The sequence below is a fragment of the Sphingobium agri genome (genome assembly GCF_023051225.1).
Lineage (GTDB): Bacteria > Pseudomonadota > Alphaproteobacteria > Sphingomonadales > Sphingomonadaceae > Sphingobium > Sphingobium agri.
Window position 1 is genome coordinate 49,178 of sequence record NZ_JALKHS010000011.1, and the last position, 21,940, is coordinate 71,117.

General features: G+C 61.7%; 17 protein-coding genes. 9 read left to right on the top strand and 8 right to left on the bottom strand.

Translation table 11 applies throughout. The features are described from left to right. Position 1: 1 nt before the first annotated feature. Positions 2 to 2,221 (bottom strand): glycoside hydrolase family 3 C-terminal domain-containing protein, encoded by a 2,220-nt coding sequence (locus MU848_RS13950; protein ID WP_247233442.1) that lies wholly within the window; start codon positions 2,219 to 2,221, stop codon positions 2 to 4. A 157-nt stretch (positions 2,222 to 2,378) separates the two neighbouring features. On the opposite strand from MU848_RS13950, the gene MU848_RS13955 reads away from it, so the two are divergent. Together MU848_RS13955 and MU848_RS13960 are read left to right on the top strand one after the other, a co-directional pair. Next, complete coding sequence (locus tag MU848_RS13955) at positions 2,379 to 3,029, top strand: TetR/AcrR family transcriptional regulator (RefSeq protein WP_247233444.1); 651 nt, start codon at positions 2,379 to 2,381, stop codon at positions 3,027 to 3,029. A gap of 58 nt (positions 3,030 to 3,087) precedes the next feature. After that, a complete protein-coding gene (locus MU848_RS13960) occupies positions 3,088 to 3,399 on the top strand; it encodes a hypothetical protein (RefSeq protein ID WP_201515976.1) in 312 nt (103 codons plus the stop codon). A gap of 207 nt (positions 3,400 to 3,606) precedes the next feature. Here the strand turns inward: MU848_RS13960 and MU848_RS13965 are convergent, their stop codons facing one another. The 3 genes from MU848_RS13965 to MU848_RS13975 are packed head-to-tail and all read right to left on the bottom strand — an operon-like array spanning position 3,607 to position 9,226. Next, positions 3,607 to 6,687: an efflux RND transporter permease subunit gene (locus MU848_RS13965; protein WP_247233454.1), complete on the bottom strand. Its 3,081-nt coding sequence runs from the start codon at positions 6,685 to 6,687 to the stop codon at positions 3,607 to 3,609. A gap of 2 nt (positions 6,688 to 6,689) precedes the next feature. Continuing rightward, positions 6,690 to 7,769: an efflux RND transporter periplasmic adaptor subunit gene (locus MU848_RS13970; protein WP_247233462.1), complete on the bottom strand. Its 1,080-nt coding sequence runs from the start codon at positions 7,767 to 7,769 to the stop codon at positions 6,690 to 6,692. Continuing rightward, the gene (locus MU848_RS13975; RefSeq protein WP_247233464.1) at positions 7,766 to 9,226 is read right to left on the bottom strand and encodes an efflux transporter outer membrane subunit; all 1,461 of its coding nucleotides are present in this window, start codon (positions 9,224 to 9,226) and stop codon (positions 7,766 to 7,768) included. The genes MU848_RS13970 and MU848_RS13975 overlap by 4 nt, the downstream gene beginning before the upstream one ends. 107 nt (positions 9,227 to 9,333) lie before the next feature. On the opposite strand from MU848_RS13975, the gene MU848_RS13980 reads away from it, so the two are divergent. Continuing rightward, positions 9,334 to 9,984, top strand: a complete 651-nt coding sequence (locus MU848_RS13980) for a TetR/AcrR family transcriptional regulator (protein ID WP_247233479.1) — start codon at positions 9,334 to 9,336, stop codon at positions 9,982 to 9,984. A gap of 187 nt (positions 9,985 to 10,171) precedes the next feature. Next, positions 10,172 to 12,640 carry a TonB-dependent receptor gene (locus tag MU848_RS13985; RefSeq protein WP_201515980.1) on the top strand — a complete coding sequence of 823 codons (2,469 nt, stop codon included), beginning with the start codon at positions 10,172 to 10,174 and terminating at the stop codon, positions 12,638 to 12,640. Between the two features lie 157 nt (positions 12,641 to 12,797). Here MU848_RS13985 and MU848_RS13990 read toward each other — a convergent pair whose 3' ends face one another. Further along, complete coding sequence (locus tag MU848_RS13990; protein ID WP_247233481.1) at positions 12,798 to 13,871, bottom strand: helix-turn-helix domain-containing protein; 1,074 nt, start codon at positions 13,869 to 13,871, stop codon at positions 12,798 to 12,800. Between the two features lie 218 nt (positions 13,872 to 14,089). Here MU848_RS13990 and MU848_RS13995 point away from each other — a divergent pair, with 218 nt between their 5' ends. Genes MU848_RS13995 through MU848_RS14015 form a run of 5 tightly spaced genes read left to right on the top strand, consistent with a single transcriptional unit; the run spans position 14,090 to position 19,503 of the window. Beyond that, positions 14,090 to 15,316 carry a hypothetical protein gene (locus MU848_RS13995; protein ID WP_247233483.1) on the top strand — a complete coding sequence of 409 codons (1,227 nt, stop codon included), beginning with the start codon at positions 14,090 to 14,092 and terminating at the stop codon, positions 15,314 to 15,316. Beyond that, complete coding sequence (locus MU848_RS14000) at positions 15,313 to 16,968, top strand: DUF1592 domain-containing protein (protein WP_247233486.1); 1,656 nt, start codon at positions 15,313 to 15,315, stop codon at positions 16,966 to 16,968. The genes MU848_RS13995 and MU848_RS14000 overlap by 4 nt, the downstream gene beginning before the upstream one ends. Continuing rightward, on the top strand, positions 16,968 to 18,323 hold the full coding sequence (locus tag MU848_RS14005; protein ID WP_247233487.1) for a DUF1552 domain-containing protein: 1,356 nt from the start codon (positions 16,968 to 16,970) through the stop codon (positions 18,321 to 18,323). The genes MU848_RS14000 and MU848_RS14005 overlap by 1 nt, the downstream gene beginning before the upstream one ends. 26 nt (positions 18,324 to 18,349) lie before the next feature. Next, on the top strand, positions 18,350 to 18,811 hold the full coding sequence (locus MU848_RS14010) for a c-type cytochrome (protein WP_176502325.1): 462 nt from the start codon (positions 18,350 to 18,352) through the stop codon (positions 18,809 to 18,811). Then, positions 18,811 to 19,503, top strand: a complete 693-nt coding sequence (locus MU848_RS14015) for a cytochrome b/b6 domain-containing protein (RefSeq protein ID WP_097093536.1) — start codon at positions 18,811 to 18,813, stop codon at positions 19,501 to 19,503. The genes MU848_RS14010 and MU848_RS14015 overlap by 1 nt, the downstream gene beginning before the upstream one ends. An 84-nt stretch (positions 19,504 to 19,587) precedes the next feature. On the opposite strand, the gene MU848_RS14020 is transcribed toward MU848_RS14015, so the two are convergent. The 3 genes from MU848_RS14020 to MU848_RS14030 form a co-directional block, all read right to left on the bottom strand. Then, positions 19,588 to 19,920 (bottom strand): SWIB/MDM2 domain-containing protein, encoded by a 333-nt coding sequence (locus MU848_RS14020; protein ID WP_097093537.1) that lies wholly within the window; start codon positions 19,918 to 19,920, stop codon positions 19,588 to 19,590. Between the two features lie 89 nt (positions 19,921 to 20,009). Beyond that, a complete protein-coding gene (locus MU848_RS14025) occupies positions 20,010 to 20,969 on the bottom strand; it encodes a YihY/virulence factor BrkB family protein (protein WP_247233495.1) in 960 nt (319 codons plus the stop codon). Positions 20,970 to 21,083: 114 nt separating this feature from the next. Beyond that, positions 21,084 to 21,920: an SDR family NAD(P)-dependent oxidoreductase gene (locus MU848_RS14030; protein WP_247233509.1), complete on the bottom strand. Its 837-nt coding sequence runs from the start codon at positions 21,918 to 21,920 to the stop codon at positions 21,084 to 21,086. Between the last annotated feature and the right edge of the window lie 20 nt (positions 21,921 to 21,940).

The window sequence follows — 21,940 nt, forward strand, 5'->3', positions numbered from 1 at the left end:
CTCAGGGCCTCCGGGTCATGCGGTTCAACCGTGCCGTGCCGGTCAGCACCGGATCGGCGGCAGATGTGCCCACCTCCACCTTGACGTCGCCCGCCGGGACAACCCAGCGCTTCGCCTTCGCATCATAGTCGGCCAGGACGCGCATGTCAGCGGTCACCGTAACTTCCTTGCTCTCGCCAGGCTTCAGGTTCGGTTTCGCCCATCCGATCAGCCGCTTGGCCTTGCCGGGCCGGGTCACGTAGACCTGCGGCACGTCGGCGCCTTCCCGCTGGCCGCTGTTGGCCACGGTAAAGCGCACCGACAGCGTCTTGCCGCCGGTCACCTTCAACCCTTCATAGCGGAACTGCGTGTAGCTGAGGCCGTGGCCGAAGGGATAAAGCGGCTTCAACCCCTTTTTGTCGAACCAGCGATACCCGGCGTCCGATCCTTCGGGATATACGATGTCGAACGGCTTCAGACCGGCTTGCAGGCCATAAATGGCGCGGGTTTCCTTGTCCGCTGGCGGCGCGTCGGATCCCGGCAGCACCGGATTTGGCAACTGATCGACAGAGGCCGGGAAAGTCACGGGCAAGTGGCCGGACGGGTTCACCTTGCCGCTGATGACGCGCGCGATGGCTGCGCCGCCGCGCTGACCGCCATACCAGGCCGAAAGGATTGCCGGCACTTTGGCCTGCCAGGGCATCAGCACGGGATTGCCGGTTTCCAGGACGACGATCGTCTTGCCGTTCGCGCTTGCGATTGCATCGATCAGTTCGTCCTGACCTTCGCCCAGTGACATGTCCTTATGGTCCATTGCCTCGGTCGCATATTTCTCGGCAAAGGCGATGACGATGTCCGCAGCCTTCGCGGCTTGGACGGCGGCAGCGACATCCTTGCCGTCCAGATAGGTGATCGCCGCATTGGGGAATTCGGCGCGCAGTCCGTCGAGCGGCGGTGTGCCGCCATAGCCACGCCGCGCAAATCCAGCGGCCGGACCACCCTCGGCAGGCTTGGAGACGCGCTTCAACCCACCCACGGGATTGACCTGGCTCGATCCGCCACCGCTTGGGACGCCGACATCGGCATTGCCCCCGACGACCAATATCTTCTTCGCCGTTGCGGCCAGGGGCAGGATGCCGCCTTCGTTGCGCAGCAGGACGATGCCTTGTTCGGCGGCCCGCTGTGCGATGTCGCCATTGGCGTCATAGTCGATCGGCTGCCCTGCCTTCAGCGGATTGTCGGCCACCCCATGGGCATAAATCGCGTAAAGGACGCGTCCTGCTGCCTTGTCTACAGCCGACTGCGGCACCTTGCCAGCCTTCACCGCTTCGACCATCAGGCTGGAGAAATAGGGCTTTCCATCGATCTGCTCGCCTGATTGCTGGTCGAGCCCGGCGACGATCGCTTCGGTCGAGTGCACCGCGCCCCAATCCGACATCACATAGCCCTTGAACCCCCAGTCGCGCCGCAGCACGTCGTTCAACAGGAAGGGGTGCTCACATGCATAAGTGCCGCCAACGCGATTATATCCGCACATGACCGAACCGGGATTGCCGCGTTCCATGCCGATCTGGAATGCCAGCAGATCGCTTTCGCGCATGGCCTGCTCATCCATGTTCACCGACGCGATATTGCGTCCGGTTTCCTGATCGTTGAGCGCGAAATGCTTGATCGTACCGATGATGTTGTTGGACTGCACGCCACTGATCTGATTGCCGACCAATTCACCCGCCAGCAAAGGATCTTCGCCCAGATATTCGAAATTGCGGCCCGCGCGCGGATCGCGGACCAGATTGACGCCGCCAACCAGCATCACGTTGAAGCCCTTGGCGCGCGCTTCGGCACCAATCATCGCCCCGCCCGCGCGCGCGATTTCCGGGTCCCAGGTGGAAGCCAGCGAAAGTCCCGATGGCAGAGCCGTGGCAACATCACCCTTGCGCTGTTCCATCAGATTGGACACGCCCAGGCTCGCGTCGCTTTCGACCAGCATCGGAACGCCTAGCCGCTCGACGCCCTCGATATATCCCGCGCTGATGGGCACGTCCTTCGGCCTCTTGGCTACAGGCACCAGCGCGGTCATCGGCCCGTGGATCAGCCGGATCTTTTCTTCATCCGTCATTTTCGCGAGCGTTTCCGCCGCCCGGCGCTCTGCAGCGGTCTTGGTGTCACGGGCATGTCCCGCAAGCGGCGTCAGCATCGTCCCGGCTATTGCGAGCAACAGGATTGATGAGGAATTCTTCATGGATGTTCAGCCCTCTCCGCTGGTGGGACATTTTGAGCATGTCGGCAGTTTTCATACTATGGGCTGAAACGACGGGCGTCAATATTCGATCGGGGGCGTTCGATTGATTTGGGACAGGCCATTGCTTCCGCCGATGGCTTGAGTCAGAGAAGTGATCATGCCAGCTACCAAGATGGAAAAAACCTTTACCCCCAAGCGGGGCCGCCCCGACGCAAAGCAGGTTGCGGCGATCGACAAAGCCATCCTCGCGACGGCGACGCGCATGTTCCTGGAATTGGGCTATGACGGCGTCGCGATGGAAAATATCGCGACGGAAACCGGCGTGTCCAAGGGCACGCTCTACGCGCGCTACCCTTCAAAGGAGGCGCTGTTCACCACGGTCATCCAGGACCGGGTCAGTCAATGGTCCCTCGCTTCGGCGCAGCAGGATCACCTGCTCACCGACGACATTGCCGAGCGGCTCCACCATCATGCCCAGACCATCGCCAGGTCCGTCCTCCAGACGGAGGTTCATGCGTTTCAACTCCTGACGCTCGCCAACCGGGAGCGATTCCCTGAACTTGCCCGCGCGATGTATGAGGCAGGCTATCTCTACATCGTCCGCCTGATCAGCAACGACATCAGCGAAGCGGCGAAGCGTGACGGCATTCCTGCGCGCGATCCCTCCGCGGTCGCGCGGATGTTCGTGTCCGCCATCACCGGGTGGGAATTGCAGGAAAGCAGCGCAGGCCCCATCAAGGAAGCGGAGTTCATCAAAGCTGCGCGCCAGACGGTCGAACTTTTTATGGCGGGCCGCGCAAGTTGGTGACTTGAATTTAGAACGTAGCCGTGCGATATAGGCCCGGTCATAATGGAGGATCCTGTTTATGCGTCTTTTGATTCTTGCCGCTGCTGCTTTGTCGGTTGCCACCCCCGCGCTCGCGCAGACGGCTGCCACCCCGGCCCCCGCACATGCGGCCCATGCCAAGCTTAACACGACCGACACCGAACTCGGCGTTCTGCTGGACAACCCCGCTGCCAAGGCGATCATTGAAAAGCATATCCCGGGTATGACGGCCAATGATCAGGTCGACATGGCCCGCGCCATGACGCTGAAGTCGATCCAGCAATATGCGCCTGACGATGTCACCGACGCGCGTCTTGCCGCGATCGATGCGGACCTTGCCAAGCTGCCCTGAACCCGTCAGCCTGCAGCAATGAAAAGAAAAGGGCGCGAAAGCGCCCTTTTTTGTGCCCGCTCCTCTTGCGTCCCATTGCAACAGGCAAAGAAAAGGCCGGCTTTTGGCCGGCCCAAGTAGGTGTAGGAGAGTGCCTAAAAGGCATCTCTAATTGAACATGCTTGTATGATAGGTCAAGCAATTAGTGAGCGTCCGTCAACAATTTCATCATGTGGGAAATGGATCGTCGTCCCCCGCTTGACGCGGCGTCACCAGCCGAGCGGCGCGCGGCGCGATCCATCTTTCGATGCTATCGACGATCTCGTAAATCACCGGAACGAAGATGAGCGACAGGGCCGTCGAGGTGATCAGCCCCCCGATCACCGCCAGCGCCATCGGCTGACGGAACTCCGCGCCCTCGCCTATCCCCAGCGCAGTGGGCAACATGCCCGCGGCCATCGCGACCGTCGTCATGACGATCGGCCGCGCGCGCTCACGGCAGGCATTGCGCAGCGCCTGCGTCATCGGCGTTCCCGCCCGCTCCTCCTCGATCGCGAACTCCACCAGCAGGATGGAGTTCTTCGCGCACAGCCCCAGCAGCATCAGCAAGCCGATCATCGCTGGCAGGTCCAGTGTCTTGCCGAACAGCACCAGCGCGGCAAAGGCGCCAAGCAGCGACAGCGGAAGCGCCGCCAGAATGACGGCCGGTTTGAAGAAGCCCTTGAACAGCAGCACCAGCACCGAAAATGTCAGCCCGATACCCGCGACGATCGCCAGCATGAAGCCGCCGAACAGCTCCGACATCGCCTCCGAATCGCCAACCTTGGCCTCTTGAACACCTTGGGGCAGGTTCCGCATGACGGGAAGCGCGGCGACCTCCTGCAGCGCCTGGCCAAGCGTTCGCCCGGCTACCAGGTCAGCCTCGACCGACACACGCCGTTCCCGGTCATAACGCACGATCTTGCCCGGCCCCGCTTTGAACTGAATGTCCGCGACCGCCGACAAGGGCGTCGTCTGCCCATCGAGCGTGGGCACGCGCAGGTTCGCGATCGTGTCCAGATCCTGACGCGCTCTTTCGGGCAGGCGCACGCGAATCGGCACGCGTTCGTCGCCATCCGAATATTTGGCCACGCTCGCGTCGATGTCGCCGATGGTCGCGATGCGCAGTACCTGGGCAAGCGTCCGGCTGTCCACGTTCAGCCGCGCCGCTTCCTCTGCCCGGGGCGTCACGATCAGCTCGGGGCCAGCAGGCGGAGGCGCTGGGCGCGGGTCGGAAATGGACGGCACCTTGCGCATCTGCCGCAGCAATTCGGTCTGCGTGCGCTCCAGCGCCTGGCCGTCCTCACCGGCAAGGACGATGTTCACCGATGCCGATCCGAATGTACCCTGGTTCGACAGACGAACGTCCGGAATGTCGCGCAATTTCGGCCGGATGATCGATCGGAATTCGTCGGTCGTCACATCGCGATCATGCTTCAACACCACCGTCAACGTGCCGGTGCGCATGTCGTCGCCCGCGCTGAAGCCGCCCGATGTCGATCCCACCTGGGCGAAGACGCGCTCCACGGCGGGCTCTGCCGACAACATGCGGGTCGCATCATTGACCGCCCGCGCCATGTCGTCCCGCGTCGCGCCCGGCGGTCCCTGCACGGCGATGTAAAGATAACCCGGATTGCCGACTGGCTGGAAACCTACCGGAGCGAAGCTTGCGAGCAGAAGCGACAGGGCGAAAATTCCCGCGCCGATTCCCATCGTCTTCCAGCGATGCGCCAGCGCCCAATCCAATATGCGGCCATAGATCGGGTTGACCGGCCGCTTCTCCCGATGCGCGCGATCCTTCAACGGAACGAGGAAATAGGCAGCCATCAGCGGTGTCAACAGACGCGCGACCACCAGCGAGAAGAGCACCGCCACCGCGACCGTCAGGCCGAACTCGCGGAAAAACTGCCCCGCCTGTCCAGGGATAAGCGACACCGGCGCGAACACCGCGATAATCGTCGCGGTGGTGGCGATCACCGCAAGCCCGATGGCATCGGCACCGATCAGGGCTGCACGATAGGGCGTCTCTCCCGTCTCGATCCGCTTCTCGATATTCTCGACCTCCACGATCGCGTCATCTACCAGAATGCCGATGACCAACGTCAGTGCCAGCAAAGTGATGCTGTTGAGGCTGAACCCCATGGCCGACATCAGGACGAAGGTCGGGATTAGCGACAGGGGCATGGCCACTGCCGCAATGATCGTCGCGCGCCAGTTGCGCAGGAAGATGTAGACGACGATCACCGCCAGGAAGATGCCCTCGATCAGCACATGCTGGGTCGATGCAAAGGTCCGCCGCGTCGAATCCACCGTCGACACGAGCTTGGTGAAGGTGACGCCGGGATGATCGGCCTGAAGCTGGGCAATCACCTTGATCGCCCGGTCCTCGACACTGATGTCGCTTGCTTCACGCGTCTTGCTGACCTGAATCGCCGTAACCGGCCTGCCGTCCAGACGCGCAAAGCCGCGCTGCTCGGCCGATCCGTCGCCAATCTCCGCGATGTCGGCCAGGCGGACGTAGCGGCCCTGCACCGGAATGGCGAGTTCACGCAGTCGGTCGATGGTCATGGACGATCCAAGAACGCGGATCGTCTGTTCCACCGCACCCACATCGGCGCGGCCGCCCGGATCGTCGCTATGGAACGCGGCCAGGGCATTGTTCACCTGCGGCGCGGTGACGCCCAATGCCGCCATGCGCTGCGCATCCAGCACGATGTTGATTTCGCGGTCGGCCCCGCCAATGCGGTGAACCTGCGCGACGCCCGCCTGCGCCTGCAACGCGCGCGTCACCACCTTGTCGATGAAGCGCGACAGTTCCGTATCGCCCATTCCCGGCGCACTTACGGCATAAGTCAGGATCGGCGCGCTATCGATGTCCAACCGCTGCACCAGCGGCGGGTCGATGCCCGGCGGCAGATCGATGCGCGCTCTTTCGACAGCGGTGCGGACATCGTCCGTCGCCTTCTGCATGTCGCTGTGCAGTTCGAACTCGACCGTCGTGGTCGATGATCCCAGCACCGCCGTCGAACTGATGTGCTTGACCCCCGCGACGCTGCTCAGGGCATTTTCGATTGGCCGGGTGATTTGGTTTTCGACTTCGCTCGGCGCCGCGCCATTTTGCGTGACCGTCACGCTGACGACGGGAAAGTTCACATTGGGGAACTGCTTGATGGGCAGCCCCACATAGGCCACGATCCCCGCGATCGTGAGCAATATGAACAGCGAGACGACGGGGATCGGATTCCGGATCGCCCAGGCGGAAATGCGCATGTCTATGGCCTCCCGCTCGGCGCTATCCGCACGCGGTCGCCTTCGAGCAGGAAAGCGCCGCCGCCCAATACAGCCCGAACACCGGGCTTCGCGCCGCTCACTATCTCCACCATCCCTGCCGCGCGCCGTCCCGTGCGCACCGATGCGCGATGCACGCGGTCCTGTTTGTCGAGCAGCAGCATATAGGCGCCATCGGCATCATAATGGACCGCGCGTTCAGGCGCGCTCAGCACTGATCCTGTGGCCTTCACGAAATCCGCCTTGGCAAAACCGCCAGGGCGCAGTTCGGGATTTATCGGCAGCGCGATGCGCGCGCGTGACAAGCCTGTCTGATTATCCACCCGCGCGCCCAGCAGCCGGACCTTGCCGGTCAGCTTTGTGCCCGACGCCAAAGTCACCGCGACCGGATCGCCGATCGACAATGTGCCCATCGCCGCTTCGGGGACTTCCGCCTCCAGTTCGACCAGATCGTCCCGCGCGATGGTGAAGAGTATCGTGCCCGAGGCCGATGGTTCGCCCGGCCGTGCCGATCGTTGCAGCACCCGCCCCGCGACGGGCGACCGCACGATCAGCCTGCGTTGACGCGTCAGCAGGTCGTCAAGCTGCGCCTTCGCCACGCCGACGGCGGCTTGTGCCGACCGGGCAGCGATGCGGCGCTGGTCGATGGCTTCCTGTGAAAGCACGCCCTGATTGTCGAGCCCCGCGACGCGTCCTGCTTCCATGCGCGCTCGTTCATAGGCCACCTGCTGCTGGCTCAATTGCGCGCGCGCCTGATCGATCTGCGACCGCAGGAGTGTGTCGTCCAGCACCGCCAGCACCTGTCCGGCGCCTACGCGGGCATCCTCCTCCACCATGACGCGCGCAATGCGATAGCCGGAAAGCTCGGGCGCGACCGCCACTTCCTCGCGCGGGATCAACCGGCCCGAAGCGCTGAGCCCTCCTGCCAATCCCCTTTCGCCGACCAGCGCGACACTGACGGTCGGCGGCGGCGGCTCCTTCGCCCCGTCCGTGCTTCCCCCGCAGGCGGTGAGCAGCAGCGTCAGGGAAAGCGTCATGGCAAGGGGACGCGGCTTGAAGATCACGGCAGTTCCTTGGATTGGATAGGCAGGGCGACGGCGGGCTGTTCAGGCGCCGTCGCGGGATCATCGGGATTCCATCCGCCGCCCAGCGCCCGGAACGCGCCAACGACGTTGGTCAGCGCCTGCGTCCGCGCATTGGTGAGCGCCCGGCGCGCGGCGCGCCAGGTCTGTTCGGACTGGAGCAAGGTGGTGAGGTCGGTAAGCCCTGCGGCAAAGCCCTTGCGTCCAGCATCGAAGGCAAAGCGCGCCCGCTCCTCTGCAAGGCTGAGGTCAGCCAATCGCGCCCGATCGGCTGCAACCAGCGCAAGGGCGATGTCGGCATCTCGAAAGCCTGCCTGCACAGCCGCCTCATAGCCTACCACGGCCCGCTCACCCTGTGCCTGCGTGGCGCGCAGCTGTGCCATCAGCCGCGTGCGGTCCAGCACCGGCAGGCTCAATCCGGCTGCGATCGACCAGATGCTCGAAATGCCCACGGCCGGGCCGGCGGTGCGACTGATATTGCCATTGCCTTGAAGAGTGAAGCGCGGGAACAGGGCCAACCTGTCCACCTTGACCGCGCTTGTGGCTGCCGCAACCCGCGCCTCGGCGGCCAATATGTCTGGACGACGCGCCAGCAGCATGGCGGGCATCAAAGCCGGGACCTGCGGCGGCGTGTCGAGCCGCGCGTCGATGGCGAGGCTGCTCGTCGGCGCGTCCGGCGATCCGATCAGGACCAGCAGCGATCGCTTGGCGTTCCGCAACGCTGTCTCGATTCGGGTAAGCTCTGCCTGGGCTGTCGCCTCGTCGCCTTCCAGCCGCGCGGTTTCCGACGCTGCGATCAGCCCGCGATCGCGCCCGAGTTTCGACGCGCGTGCCAGATCGCGCGCGATCCGCAAACCTTCCTGCGCATCGTCGCGCTGTACCGCCAGGCCGCGCGCCTCGAACAATGCGCTGGCGACGTCAGCGGCCAGGCTCAACCGTGCGGCGTGATAATCATAGGCTGCCGCCACATAGGTGGCTCGCGCCCCTTCCCCGATTGCACCCAGCCTGCCGAACAGGTCGATCTCCCAACTTGGGCTGAAGGCGAGCGACTGGCTATCGCTCTGTGCCGTGGAGCCGAACAAGTCCACACCGGACAATTGGCGGCCATTCTGCAGCTGCGCCGATCCGCTGATCGCGCCCGTGGGCAACCGCTGCGACAGCGACTGGTCGCGTATCGCCCGCGCCTCGCGCAACCGGAAATAGGCTGACCGCGCATCGGTATTCTGCGCCAGCGCTTGTTCCACAAGTGCGGAAAGTTGCGGATCGCTGAAACGCTCCCACCATCGGTCGAGCTTTTCGTCGGCCACCGCTGCGGGCGCGGCCTCGAAGCGCTCGGGCAGGCTGATGTTCGGACGCGCCAGCTTGACCGACGGCGCGCAGCCGCACAGCAGCACACCCAGGAAGAGGGACAGGGGGCGCGAACCTGGCAGGTGCGGCAAGTGGATGACCTCCAATCTCGATCAACGGCCTCTCGAATAGCGGACCGAAAAAAAGAAACAAGATTGTTTATTTTCATCCCAATCTTTTTTTGCCAATGCTTTCCTTCATGACTTCCCCTCCCCCCATCCGCCGTCCGGGCCGCCCCCGCCGCGAAGAAAGCGGCGACGTCGAACAGCGCCTGGTCGACACCGCGATGCAAATGCTCGCCGAACATGGCCCCAGCCTGACGATGAACTCCATCATCACCGCGTCCGGTTTGTCGCGTAAAACCGTCTACGCCTATTACCCCAACAAAACGGCGCTTTTTGCCGCTGTCGTCCGGCAAATGCTGGGTTACGCGCTCAGCCCCGTCACCATTCCTCGGCGCTCCGACTGGCGGGAAAGTCTGCTCGCCTTCGTCGAAGCCTGCCTGGTCGAAGTCTGCGAACCCTATGCCACCAGCATGCGCCGCCTCCTGATGTTGAACCCCTCTTTCATGGAAGAAGCACGGCCGCATATCGAGCAGGTGGTCGTGCGTCGTTATCTCGACCCGCTGATCGCTTTCCTCCAGTCATTGGTGGATCAGGGGACGATCCCCGAACAGGATGTCGCCTTCGCAGCGGAGTCCCTCACCAGCCTGATCCTGTCGGAATCCCACCGGCGCTTTTTCACCGGGGAAGCGGACAATATCATTGATCCGGTCCATCTGAATGCGCACGCACGCCGCCTGACAGGCCTTTTCTGCGGCGGCGTTTTTGCGCCGGGGGCCGTTCATTGATCAAGTGGCAGGCGTAGCCTGGACCACTCCTAACGCGTTGCGGAATCTTGCGCATGAGGTTCATTTCGCACGTAGCCGTTCAGAAAAACTATTGCCTGCGTTTTTCCCTCCGATATAGTGCACGCAAACGGCCAATTCATAAGAGCCGTTTTATCAACAACACCTCTGGGGAGGATTATCGATGCGAATGAAGCGTGCCACACGCGCAGCGCTCCTGTGCGCTGGCGTTTCTGCTTTTGCTGTACCCGCACTGGCTTACGCCCAGGCTGGTTCCGAAAATTCGACGAGCGACATCGTCGTCACGGCCACGCGCCGCGCTGAGAACCTCAAAGACGTGGCTATGTCGGTCAACGTCGCGACAGGCGAGCAGCTTGAGAAGTTCAATATCTTCGACGTCAAGGATGTTCAGCAACTCGCGCCTGGCCTTGAACTGACCAACACGACTGGCCGTAACAACACGACGACCCTTCGCGGCATCACATTCGATCCAGACCAGGGCACCGATCCGGCAGTCCAGCTCTATTACAACGAAATCCCAACCGATGCGCAGACTGCCTTCACGGCCATCTACGACATCGAACAGATCGAAGTTCTTCGCGGGCCGCAGGGTTTGCTGCGTGGTATATCAGCGCCGGCAGGCTCGATCACAATCCGCACCCGCCGTCCGAATTTCGATCAGATCGAGGGCTATGGCCAGGCGACCGCAACAGATCGTGGCGGCTATAACGTTCAGCTCGGGACGACCCTGCCATTCAATGAAAACCTGTCGCTACGGGTCGCAGGCCTTGTTGACGGGAACCGCATCAACCACGTCTACAATATTCCGCGTGACAAAAGGTCGTACGGCCAAACCCAGAGCGCCCGCGTCACCTTGGGCTGGCGGCCTACGGAAAATCTGACGACCTATCTAACCTATCAGTATCTGCAGGCAGACAATAACCAGTACACTCAGTCGTTCGGTCCCGGCAACACGCCGTTCTCCGCCGTTCCAGTGGCAACTCTGGCCGGTATCTTCATCCCCGATACGACGGTTCGTTCCGGCCCACCTTTGTCTGCGACCGACTATGCGTCGGTTCAAGAAGGCGGTTTCCGCACACGCAACCGGACCCACCTCATCAATCTTGCAGCTGATCTGGATTTGGGCTGGTCCACCCTGTCCTTCGTAGGCGCCCATCAGTACAGCAAGCTCCAAACCAATCGCGACCTGGATACCACCAATGCGATCCCGGGCTATATACAATATTCCAATGTTGTGACCCCTTATAAGGTCGACACTGGTGAATTGCGCCTGCAGTCAAATAATGACGAAGGTCTTGGCTGGGGCGTTGGCGCTTTCTATTCACGACAGACTGGAACCACCACCGTTAATCAGGATGCATCGCAATTCTGGTATGCGGCCGCGCCAGGGTCGTTTAATCCGGTGCCGGGTTGCATCCTTGATCCCACGGCGCCTTGCGATACACTTACGCCCTTCCCGATCCCCAACACTTTGGCCATCAGGACGCTGGTCGATGTGCCGGTCAATGTCAAAACCGCATCGTTCAGCGCTAATCTGCGCTACAAGGGCGGCGGCCTGACCGTAGAAGGCGGCCTGCGCTACACCATCAGGAAGCAGGTCGACTCAACTATATTGACCTTGGTCGGGGACGTGAACAGCGGTCCGGAGGAAATCATCCCGGCTTCGTTGCGGCGCAGCACTGACAAGCCACTCACAGGCGGCCTCAGCGTCAATTATGCACTTACCGATGATCTGAACGTCTATGCGGCCTATGGCCACTCATTCCGTTCGGGCAGCACCGGCGTCTCTGTTCCCGCTGGCGTTTCGAACGATCTGATCCGAACCGATCCGGAAAAGACCGACTCCTATGAGGTCGGCTTGAAGGGATCGGTATTTGATCGAAAGGTGAACTTCACCGTCGCGGCCTTCTATCAGAAGTTCGACGGCTTCCTCAGCCGGTTCACGGGCATATTCTATAACTGCCCTGATTTCGGAGACGGTACGTGCGCCCTCGGCGCGCCACCGATCGACAATGCGACTGACGTGCCTGCAACAAATGGCGGTTTCGACTTTAACTACAATGCTCCTGCCAAGGTAAAAGGCATCGAAGTCACCATCGACGCGAGGCCTACGCCTAACTGGGACCTGAACATTGCCGCATCCTACGCGCGTGCACGGTTCAGCAACGCACTGGTTCCCTGCAATGACTTTGCAGGCACCGGTACGCCGAACCAGGACGGCACGCCGCGTATCACCGGAACAGGCAATGTCAGCTTCTGCCGCACCAATGGCCGACTGGCGGAAACCCCCGATTTCGGTCTGACCGCCAACACGGAACTGCGGTTCCCGATGGGCGACTACACGCCATTCATCCGCGGCTTGTTGGCCTATCGTCCGGGGTTCTATTCGGAGCGCGTGCAATATGATTATCGCAGCCGTGAGCAGATCAACCTGTTCGTCGGCTTGCGTGGTCCGGAATCCAAGTGGGAACTGACCGGCTTCGTTCGCAATCTGCTTAATCAGAAGCGGATCAGCAACATCGCCGGTGGCGAGGGCCAGGTGAACGCCCTGCTTGGAAGCACGTTCAACTCGGGCTACCGCTCGGTAAATGTCACGGTTCCGCGGGAATTTGGTATCACCGCTAACGTGAAGTGGTAAAGAATTGCCAGCCTCCGCCTTCTACGGGAAGCGGAGGCTGGCATCCTTTTGCTAATGTGCCCCCCTGCGCTTGCACTTATTCGGCTGCAACGGGCGCAATCTCCTGATCTTGCGAACTCGGCATCAGGCATGCGCCAATGTCGATGAAGATGCGGGCTCATCCAGCAAGCTTCTGGATTCCCACTCCCCCGCCACTATCATGACGGTAAGCTGTCGGCGAATGCCCGGTCCATGCTCGAAATGCCTGACGAAAGGCGTCGGAGTCACAATAATCGAGCCGCCCTGCAATATCTTCGATCGACATGCCCGTGCGGCGTAGCAGGTGCAGCGCCAACTCGCGGCGGCAGCTTTCGCGTACTTGCCGGTAACTGGTGCCCTCGCGCGCCAACTGACGCCGCAGCGTCGCCTCGCTTCCTCCCAGGGCGTTGACGAGTTCCCCGAAGGCGGGCAGCCGCCCCTCGCTCTTCAGCGCCGCCATGGCGATGCCCCGCACACGTGTTTCAGTCGGCATGCGATCCGTCTCCCTGACGCTGGAGACGAATAGCAGATTGCTGAGCGGCCGCCGCTGTTGGTCTTCCCAACTGCGCATGACGGGATAATCAAGAAGGGAGGCGCTGAAATCAAAACCGCTCCAACCCTCGGCGAGCCGGACCGGAAAAGGCAAAGGGGGTAAATCTAGCGAAGCGAAGACTCCCGGCAGGTGGTTGAGCCAAGCACTCCGGACACCGATCGGATGGTCGATCAGCCAGCCAAGAAGACCATGAATTTCCATCACCCCGAACAGGTCGATCAAACAGCCTGTCGAAGTCGATCCGCCCGCTCGCACCGCTTCAAGTTCAAGCTGAGCCGTGTCGCCATGGGTGCGAAGCGCCATCTTGCCGCATCGCCAGTCGATCGCCTCGAAACATTCGCAACATCGCACGATTGCTTCACGCAGAGTGCGTGCGCTCGTCAGGCTGTACATCACCACGCGCCAGTCGCAACCGCGTAAACCTTGGCGGCCCGCCATCACCGCGTCGCGACGAGCCAGTTGATTGATGGCGAAGCTGGTCATGCGGGCAAGATCTGCCACGGGCAGGCTGCTCAGCGTACGTTGGCCGTCAGGCCTCTGCCCCACATGTTCGAAAAGGGGTTCAATCGATCCAAAAGCTTCGGAATAGATCGCGAAAACACGTTCGGCGACGCTTTCGGCCAAGTGCCATTTGCTTGATTCCGCCTGTGCTGACCGCATCACCGCCTCCCGTTATTTTCGATCAGTCTATTATATGACGCGTGCAAGATAAATCTTTCGCTTTCCTACACCGCTCAGCTTCCCATGCGCGAAATTGCCGCGTCGGATGATCGTTTTTGGGGTGGTGGCCAGTTGCGGGAAGAGTCATGAAAATAGCAATGCCCGTTGAAGCGGCATGAAAGGACGACATGAAGGGCAGAGAGGACTTAACCGGCGATATGCCGGCCAAGGCATATTGGGCCTTACCCCTGATCGCTGCATCCCTGGTCGGCGCCGACGCGCCGACAGGCGGCGAAGAGGGCGTGCACGCCTTTGTCCTCAGCAATGTCTATCTTGCGCAGGGAGGCGAAAAGGACAGTTGTCCCAGCCCCGACATCGGTGATCTTGATCGTTTCTACGCCATGCTCTCACCCGCGGAGCAGGCCAAATATGCGGGCAAGGAAAAGCGGCAAGCACTTGAAGAGCGGATGAATGAATATTTCAAGTTCCGCCGCATATTCATCCGGGGCGAACGCGCATCTTCCGTGAAATTCCCGCCGAACTATGATCCTAAGGCAGAACCGACACAGGAACTTGCGGCAGCGATCGGCGCGCTGAATGGCCTCCCCAAAGGCGCCGGCCGCCTCGCGTTCCAGAAGCGCGAGGTGGTCTATAGCGCCTGCTCGAACCCTGCTGACTTCCCGATGTTGGGGAAAGGCTTCAAGACCTACGAAGGCAAGATCGCCGCAGGCATGAACCTCGACGGCAAAGTCGGAAAATCCGACTTTGAAGGGCCAGATGGCGAAAAGGGAATCGACAATCGGCTGTGGCGCGCTGTCGGGTGCGTTTCTGCATTTCGCGAGAGCAGCAAGGAAGAGCTTGCGCGCAAGACGATGATGTCCATGCGGGCGCCTACCGTGATAGAATTGAGGGGCGTCGATAGTCTTCAGGATGATCCTGACGTGACCGTGACTGTTCTGGCCGTCAACGAACCGCTGACCCGCGACGGGCGCGGAGAGCCTCTCGCCCGAGCAACCTTCACGCCCGATCCCAACCCGCAGCTTCGCGCATCGGTGAAAGGGCGCATCACAGGCGGGGTGCTGACGACCGATCCGGTCGATCTGACGCTGAATTACAAGGAACAGATATTGGACACGCCTCGCCACATCCGGGGCGCGCGGATAAAGGCGAAGTTTGGTGCCGATGGCTCCATCGACGGCAGCATATTCGGCTATTACACGCTCGACAGCTTCTATGACTCCATCGAGCAGATGACGCAGAACGGCGCTAACCTGTCGCACGTCTCCTGCCCCGGCATTCGAAGGGCCATCGACCGCTTCGCCGATGGTTATCGCGATCCCCGCACCGGCCGGTTCACCGCCATATCATCCGCTTATGACTTCGTCGGCGTCAGGGCGTTCCTCGCCAAACCCGATCAGGTCGCGCAAAGAGAGACATTGCCATGAAGATCAGGGCACTGCCGTCGCTGGCACTTGCAGGCGCTTGCCTGACCCTCGGCCTCAGTATCGCTTTCAGTGGGGCGCGAGCCGACGAAAGCCACGCCGATACACCGCCCAGCCAGATCCGCCGCCTGACCGAAAGCCAATATCGCAACGTCGTCGCGGATGTTTTCGGACCGGACATCAAGATTGTCGGCCGGTTCGAACCCGATCTGCGGATAGATGGACTTCAGGCCGTCGGGACCAGCGCCGTTTCGGTAACTGCCGCCGGGCTTGAACAATATGAAAATTTGGCGCGCAGCATTTCGGCGCAGGTGACGGACGAACAGCATCGCGCTAAACTGGTCCGCTGTGTGCCCACCCCCGCCGATCAGAATGGCGCTGCCTGTGCTCGCCAGTTCTTCCAACGCGTGGGCTTGCAACTCTACAGGCGGCCTCTAAGCGATGCGGAGGTCACGGCTCTCACGAAAGCCACCACTGACGCGACAACGACGCTCGGAGACTTCCATGCGGGGCTCGCTGCGACGCTCAGCGGCATGCTGACCAGTCCCGAATTCCTGTTCCGCATCGATCGGCCCGCACCCTCGCGCCGCAATATCGATGCCTGGTCGAAAGCAAGCCGCCTCTCTTTCCTGTTCTGGAACAGCATGCCTGACCAGACGCTGCTTGACGAAGCGCGCAGCGGAGCGCTCGATACGCAGGCGGGGCTCACGAAAGCAGTCGATCGCCTGATCGCCTCTCCGCGTTTCGAACAAGGTGTCCGCGCCTTCTTCACCGACTATCTCCGCCTCGACGGAATGGACGAGCTGGCAAAGGACTCGCTTATCTATCCCGCCTTTTCGCAGGCGATCAGCACATCGCTGCGCGAACAGACGCTCCGCACCATCAGCTGGTTTCTGGTGGAGCGCAAGGGCGACTATCGCGACCTGTTCACGACCCGGTCCATCGCCATGAACCGCTCGCTCGGCCCGATCTACGACATACCGGTCAGCAAGGCCGACTGGTTCATGTATGAATTCCCGCAGAGTGATCCCCGCAGCGGGCTGCTCACCCACGCCAGCATGTTGGCGCAACATTCCCACCCAGGCCGTACATCGCCCACGCTGCGCGGCGTGGCGCTGCGCGAGATATTCCTGTGCGAGAAGATTCCCGCTCCCCCAGCGAACGTGAATTTCGCGGTGGTGCAGAATGTCGATAACCCGACGTTAAAGACCACACGGGCACGGCTGCAGGCGCATCTGGATGACGAGGAATGCGCAAGCTGCCACCGGCGCACTGATCCTATTGGTCTAGGCCTCGAACAATTTGACGGTGCGGGACAGTTCCGCAAGGTCGAACATGACGAGGTGATCGACGTCAGCGGCGATTTCGAAAAGCAGGCGTTCAATGGTGCAGCGGCGCTCGGTCAGCTGTTCCGCAACAATCCGCGCGTCAGCAGCTGCCTCGTTCAGTCCGCATGGCGCTACGCTAATGGCCGCAATCCGTCCGGCAAGGATGGGGCGGAAATCGCCAAGCTGGACCAGAGCTTTGCGGCAGGCGGACATCGCTTTCCGTCGCTGATGCGCGCCATCGCTCTTGATCCCGCCTTTTACACGATGCCGCGCCTTGGACCGGAGCGCCGCTTGGCTACTGTTCGCAGAATGAAGGAGACTGGCTGATGCTGATGCATGGAACGACGCGGCGCGGTTTCCTGCTGCGCGGCATAATGGGCGGCGGCGCGGTGACGCTTGGCCTGCCCCTGCTCGACGCATTTCTCGACAATAACGGCACCGCCTTTGCCGCGACGCTTGGCGGAGGGCGCCTGCCCGTCCGCTTCGGCACATGGTTCTGGGGATGCGGGATGATCCCGGATCGCTGGCAACCGAAAAAGACCGGGACGGATTACGACCTGCCGCCGCAACTCGCGCCGATCGCCAATGTGAAGCAGCATGTCAGCGTCCTCACCGGCTTCGACGTGGTGCTGGACGGCAAAGGCAATCTGCCGCACCTGACGGGCAATACCGGCGTGCGAACGGGCGCCCCCACCGACGACTGGCTCGCGATCCGCGCGCCCACGATCGATGTGCTGATCGCCGACGCGATTGGCGGTGGCTCCTTCTTCCGCTCGCTCGAACTGTCGGCAGATGGCAATCCTCGTACCAGCTATTCCTTCCGCGACGGCCGCAGCATGAATTCGGCGACGCCCAACGCTGTCGAATTCTACCGCAAGATTTTCGGCCCCGACTTCAACGATCCCAACAAGGCTGACTTCAAGCCGGACCCCCGGATCATGGTTCGGCGCAGCGTCCTCTCCGGCGTGACGGAGCAGCGGCGCGCCTTGGAAAGCAGCCTCGGCGCGACCGACAAGGCGCGTCTCGATCAATATTTCACCTCCGTCCGCGAGATGGAAGGAAAGCTGGCCCTGCAACTGCAAAAGCCGCCCCCGGCCGAAGCTTGCGTCGTGCCAGCGGACGCTCCTGCCGTATCCGGAGACACGACGGATGTGGAGCAGCGCAAGATTAATCACCGGTTGATGGCGCAGATGCTGGCTATGGCGCTCGCCTGCAATCAGACCCGCGTATTCAACATGAGTTTCTCGACGGCAGCGTCCGATCTGCGCCAGGCAGGGCAGACGACCGGATACCACCAGAACACGCATGAAGAGCTGATCGACCGCTCCATCGGCTATCAACCGACGGTCGATTTCTTCGCCATCCGCAACATGGAGGCATGGGCCGATTTCGTGTCGGCACTCGCGGCCATCAAGGAAGGCGACGGCACCCTGCTCGACAATACGCTGGTTTTTGCTCATTCCGACGTTTCCTATGCGAAGAACCATGATGTGCTTGGAATCCCGGTGATGCTCGCCGGGCGCGCTGGCGGAAAGGTGAAGACCGGCCTGCATATCCAGGGCAATGGTGAAACGATCAGCCGCGTCGGCTTGACTCTTCAACAAGTCATGGGAATTTCGGTGGATAGCTGGGGTATCGATGCGATGAACACCAAACGGCCCATCAGCGAAATATTGGCGTGACGATCACAGAAAGAATGAGGCAGATGATGAAGCTCCCCTACTCCCTGGCCTTGGCGACCGCCGGTTTGGCCGCAAGCTATGCTGCTTATGCCGCCACGCCCGCGGTCACCAACGCGATCAAGGCGCGCCAGGCCAGCTACAAGGAAATCGGCGGAGCGTTCAAAAGCGTCAATGACGAAATCAAGTCCGGATCGCCCGACATGAACAGCGTCCGCCCGCTCGCGCGCGACCTCGCCACGCGCGCAGCGCTGCTGCCCAAATATTTTCCGAAGGGCAGCGGCCCGGAATCGGGCGTGAAGACCCGCGCCAAGGCTGAGATCTGGAAGGACAATGCCGCCTTCGTGAAGCTTCAGGGCGACATGATCACCGCTGCAAAGGCGCTTGATGCGGCCGCCGCCAGCGGCAATGTCGCGGGCCTTACTGCGGCCCGCAACAGCTTGGGCGGCACCTGCAAAAGCTGCCACGACCGCTTCCGCGCGGAGCTCTGATGGTGAAGGCGGACGCGAGCAGCGGGGCTGTGCGCCTGCGCATCTGGGATTTGCCGACCCGCCTCTTCCACTGGACGCTTGTGCCGCTGCTGGCCTTCGCCTGGTGGACTGCTGAAGAGCGCATGCTCGACTGGCACCGGCTGGCTGGCTACAGTATCTTCACCCTGCTGCTGTTCCGCATCATCTGGGGCGTCGCGGGCAGCAGCACGGCTCGCTTCGCCAATTTCGTGGGCGGCCCCTCCAGGCTATTCCATTATATCCGCGGCCATATGTTCAACCGGTCGGCCGCTCCAGCGCCGGGGCACAATCCCGTGGGTGGATGGAGTGTGATCGCGATGATCGCCATATTGGCGGTTCAGGTGGGCCTCGGCTTCTTTTCCGTCGACATCGACGGCATGGAATCCGGCCCCTTCTCCTATCTGGTCGATTTCGAAACAGGCAGGGTTGCCGCGGAGTGGCACGCCTTCATCTTCAACATCATCCTTGCCTTGACGGCCCTGCACGTCGTCGCGATCCTCTTCTACCTGCTTCACAGGCGGGACAATCTGGTCGGTCCGATGATCAGCGGACGGCGAAAATGGACGGGAGACCATCCCACCCTGCATTTCGCGTCATCCTGGACAGCGCTCGTCCTCTTCCTGCTGGTCGCGGGCGGGACATGGTGGCTTATCGCTCAGTTTGGCCGGGCCTGAGCCCGAGCCAAATCTTTTGAGGGACATTAAAAAACCTCTCCTTGCATATGCGAGGAGAGGTTTTTTCTACGCATGACCGGCCGGTCAGGCTTTGAGATGCTTCGCCAGGTGCTTGTTCATCTCGAACATGCTGGCCTTCTTGCCGCCGAAGATTTTCTCCAGCTTGTCGTCCGCCAATATTTCCCGCTTGTCCTTCGGGTTTTGAAGATCATTGGCCTTGATATAGTCCCAAATCTTCTTGACCACCTCACTACGCGGGATCTTCTTGTCGCCGATGATGTCCGCAAGTTCCGGTGACGGCGTGACCGGAGCCGTAATGCCGCCCCGCGCGCCGCCCGTCGCCTTGCCGGTCTTCTTCACCTTGGCGACAGCCGCCTTCGTCTCCTGTTCGCCACGTTGCTCACGAGTCCGCGCCATGAAATTCTCCCTTGCTGATCGCTCGCGGGTCCATGATCACGCTAAGTCATGAGCGGCGAAAAAGTTGCCTCTCCTGCGATAATCGCTGATCAAGGCACCTTTCCAACCGTGTCGGCGACATAGGCGTCCCGCTCGCCCATCGGCTTTGGGCGGCCGACTGTCGTGTCCTCCGCCGTCTGATGTTCTATCTCGCTATTCAGTTCAGCGCCAAGGATCAGGATATAGGCGGACAGATACAGCCACATCAACGTCACCACCACCGCGCTCAGCGCACCGTAAGTAGCGCCGTAATTCCCGAAGTTGGACGCATAGAGGCCAAAGCCCAGGCTCACCGCCAGCCAGCCCACGGTCGCCAGCAGGGACCCGGGCGTCAGCCAGCGCCAGCGCGCTCGCTTACGATCCGGAGCGAAGCGGTAGATGGTGCTGAGCAACATGCTCGCGGCCAGCGCGGCCAATATCCAGAAGCCGATGCGTACCGCCGTGATGAGGATCGCGGGCGCACCAGGCATCAGATGTTCGAGGAAAGCAAGCGCAGCGATCGCGAAAATGGCGATGATCCCTGCCAGCAACAGTCCAAGCGTCATCAGGCAGGCCAGCACCGTCAGCCTGATGAAGCTGCGGGTCTCTTCCTCATCATAGGCGATGTTCACCGCCGTGACGATCGCGCTCGCGCCGTTCATCGCACCGTAGATGGAAAGCGCCAGCGAAAGAACGAGCCCAAACCCCTTCTTTCCGTTGCCCGTGTTGACCACCGACAGAAGCTGCTCCCCGATCAGCCGAGCAGCTTCTTCCGGGAGCAGCCGGAACAGGGATTGCAGATGTCCGGCGATCGCCGCCGGGTCAGCGAACAGGCCGTAGCATAATACCAGCGCTGCCAAGGTAGGGACAAAGGCGAGGAAGCCGTAAAACGCCACCCCTGCGGAGATCAGTCCGATATTGTCGCTGCCACTTTCATTCCACGTCCGGATCAGAATGTCCCGCCAAGCGGCCTTGGGCATTTCCCGTGGGCTCGTCGCCGTCCGGCCTCGAGCGCTATCGGTATCTGACATCTTAACTCCCTCCTGTGTTGGGGAGCAAACAACTGAGGGGCGAGACTGATCCAGTGATTGGTGGGAGTTGATTATCGCCTACCGATCCCGCGACCCCTCCTTAAACGATCGCCATCATGCAAAAGCCGTCCCGTCCAGCGCTCGCACGGGCACGTTCAGCCGCTCGAGGAGGCGGAGGCTGCGGACGATATTGCCGCTGAGTTCACTCGCGGGCCGATGGCAAAGCTGAAGCGCGGCTTCCGCCATCGCCTCGACTGGTTCCAGATGATCGCGTTCATCCCATCCACCGACCGACAAAGCCCCCTCGCTCGCGACTGCCCCGACAGGGGCAAGCGAATTGACGGCGATATTCTCGCGCGACAGCTCCACCGCCCATCCTGCAGTCAATCGGTCGAGCGCCGCCTTGGTCGTTCCGTAGAGCGTGGCGTGACCATCGCGATTGAACCGGGTGTAGCGATCTTCGGGATCATAGGGCGCAGGCGGCGGCACGTCCGCAGTCGCGCTGGAAATGTTCAGGATCCATCCTTGACCCTGATCGCGGAAGTAGGGCAGCGCCTGCTGCGATAGCTCCTGCGGCGCATGGACATTCATCTGGAACGCCAAGTGAAAATGCTTGGGCTGCGCCTCCCAGATCGGCACGAAACGGGACCAGGCGGCATTGTTCACCAAAATGTCCAACCTGCCGAAATGCCCCACGGTTTCAGCGACGATACGGGACCGATCATCCGCATCGACAAGATTGGCGCCGATGGAGAGGCACTCGCCTCCGGCTGCGCGGATCAGCGCGGCTGTCTCGGCTAGTGAACCCGCCAGGCTGCTCCCTCCAGCCTCCACCGTCCGTGCGACGATTGCGACCCTCGCTCCCTCAGCGGCGAAGCGTCGTGCAAGGGCGGCGCCGATCCCCCGACTGGCACCGGTGATGATCGCGACCCGTCCATCCAACAGCGCCATGGCTCTCTCCCTTTTCGTTC

Bases quoted from the DNA above. Each gene is read 5' to 3' on its own strand.
- MU848_RS14030 (WP_247233509.1), bottom strand. From the start codon at position 21,920: ATGGCGCTGTTGGATGGACGGGTCGCGATCATCACCGGTGCCAGTCGG.
- MU848_RS14000 (WP_247233486.1), top strand. From the start codon at position 15,313: ATGAAGATCAGGGCACTGCCGTCGCTGGCACTTGCAGGCGCTTGCCTG.
- MU848_RS14020 (WP_097093537.1), bottom strand. From the start codon at position 19,920: ATGGCGCGGACTCGTGAGCAACGTGGCGAACAGGAGACGAAGGCGGCT.
- MU848_RS13985 (WP_201515980.1), top strand. From the start codon at position 10,172: ATGAAGCGTGCCACACGCGCAGCGCTCCTGTGCGCTGGCGTTTCTGCT.
- MU848_RS14010 (WP_176502325.1), top strand. From the start codon at position 18,350: ATGAAGCTCCCCTACTCCCTGGCCTTGGCGACCGCCGGTTTGGCCGCA.
- MU848_RS13950 (WP_247233442.1), bottom strand. From the start codon at position 2,221: ATGAAGAATTCCTCATCAATCCTGTTGCTCGCAATAGCCGGGACGATG.
- MU848_RS13980 (WP_247233479.1), top strand. From the start codon at position 9,334: ATGACTTCCCCTCCCCCCATCCGCCGTCCGGGCCGCCCCCGCCGCGAA.
- MU848_RS13990 (WP_247233481.1), bottom strand. From the start codon at position 13,871: ATGCGGTCAGCACAGGCGGAATCAAGCAAATGGCACTTGGCCGAAAGC.
- MU848_RS13965 (WP_247233454.1), bottom strand. From the start codon at position 6,687: ATGCGCATTTCCGCCTGGGCGATCCGGAATCCGATCCCCGTCGTCTCG.
- MU848_RS13960 (WP_201515976.1), top strand. From the start codon at position 3,088: ATGCGTCTTTTGATTCTTGCCGCTGCTGCTTTGTCGGTTGCCACCCCC.
- MU848_RS13955 (WP_247233444.1), top strand. From the start codon at position 2,379: ATGCCAGCTACCAAGATGGAAAAAACCTTTACCCCCAAGCGGGGCCGC.
- MU848_RS14005 (WP_247233487.1), top strand. From the start codon at position 16,968: ATGCTGATGCATGGAACGACGCGGCGCGGTTTCCTGCTGCGCGGCATA.
- MU848_RS13995 (WP_247233483.1), top strand. From the start codon at position 14,090: ATGCCGGCCAAGGCATATTGGGCCTTACCCCTGATCGCTGCATCCCTG.
- MU848_RS14015 (WP_097093536.1), top strand. From the start codon at position 18,811: ATGGTGAAGGCGGACGCGAGCAGCGGGGCTGTGCGCCTGCGCATCTGG.
- MU848_RS14025 (WP_247233495.1), bottom strand. From the start codon at position 20,969: ATGTCAGATACCGATAGCGCTCGAGGCCGGACGGCGACGAGCCCACGG.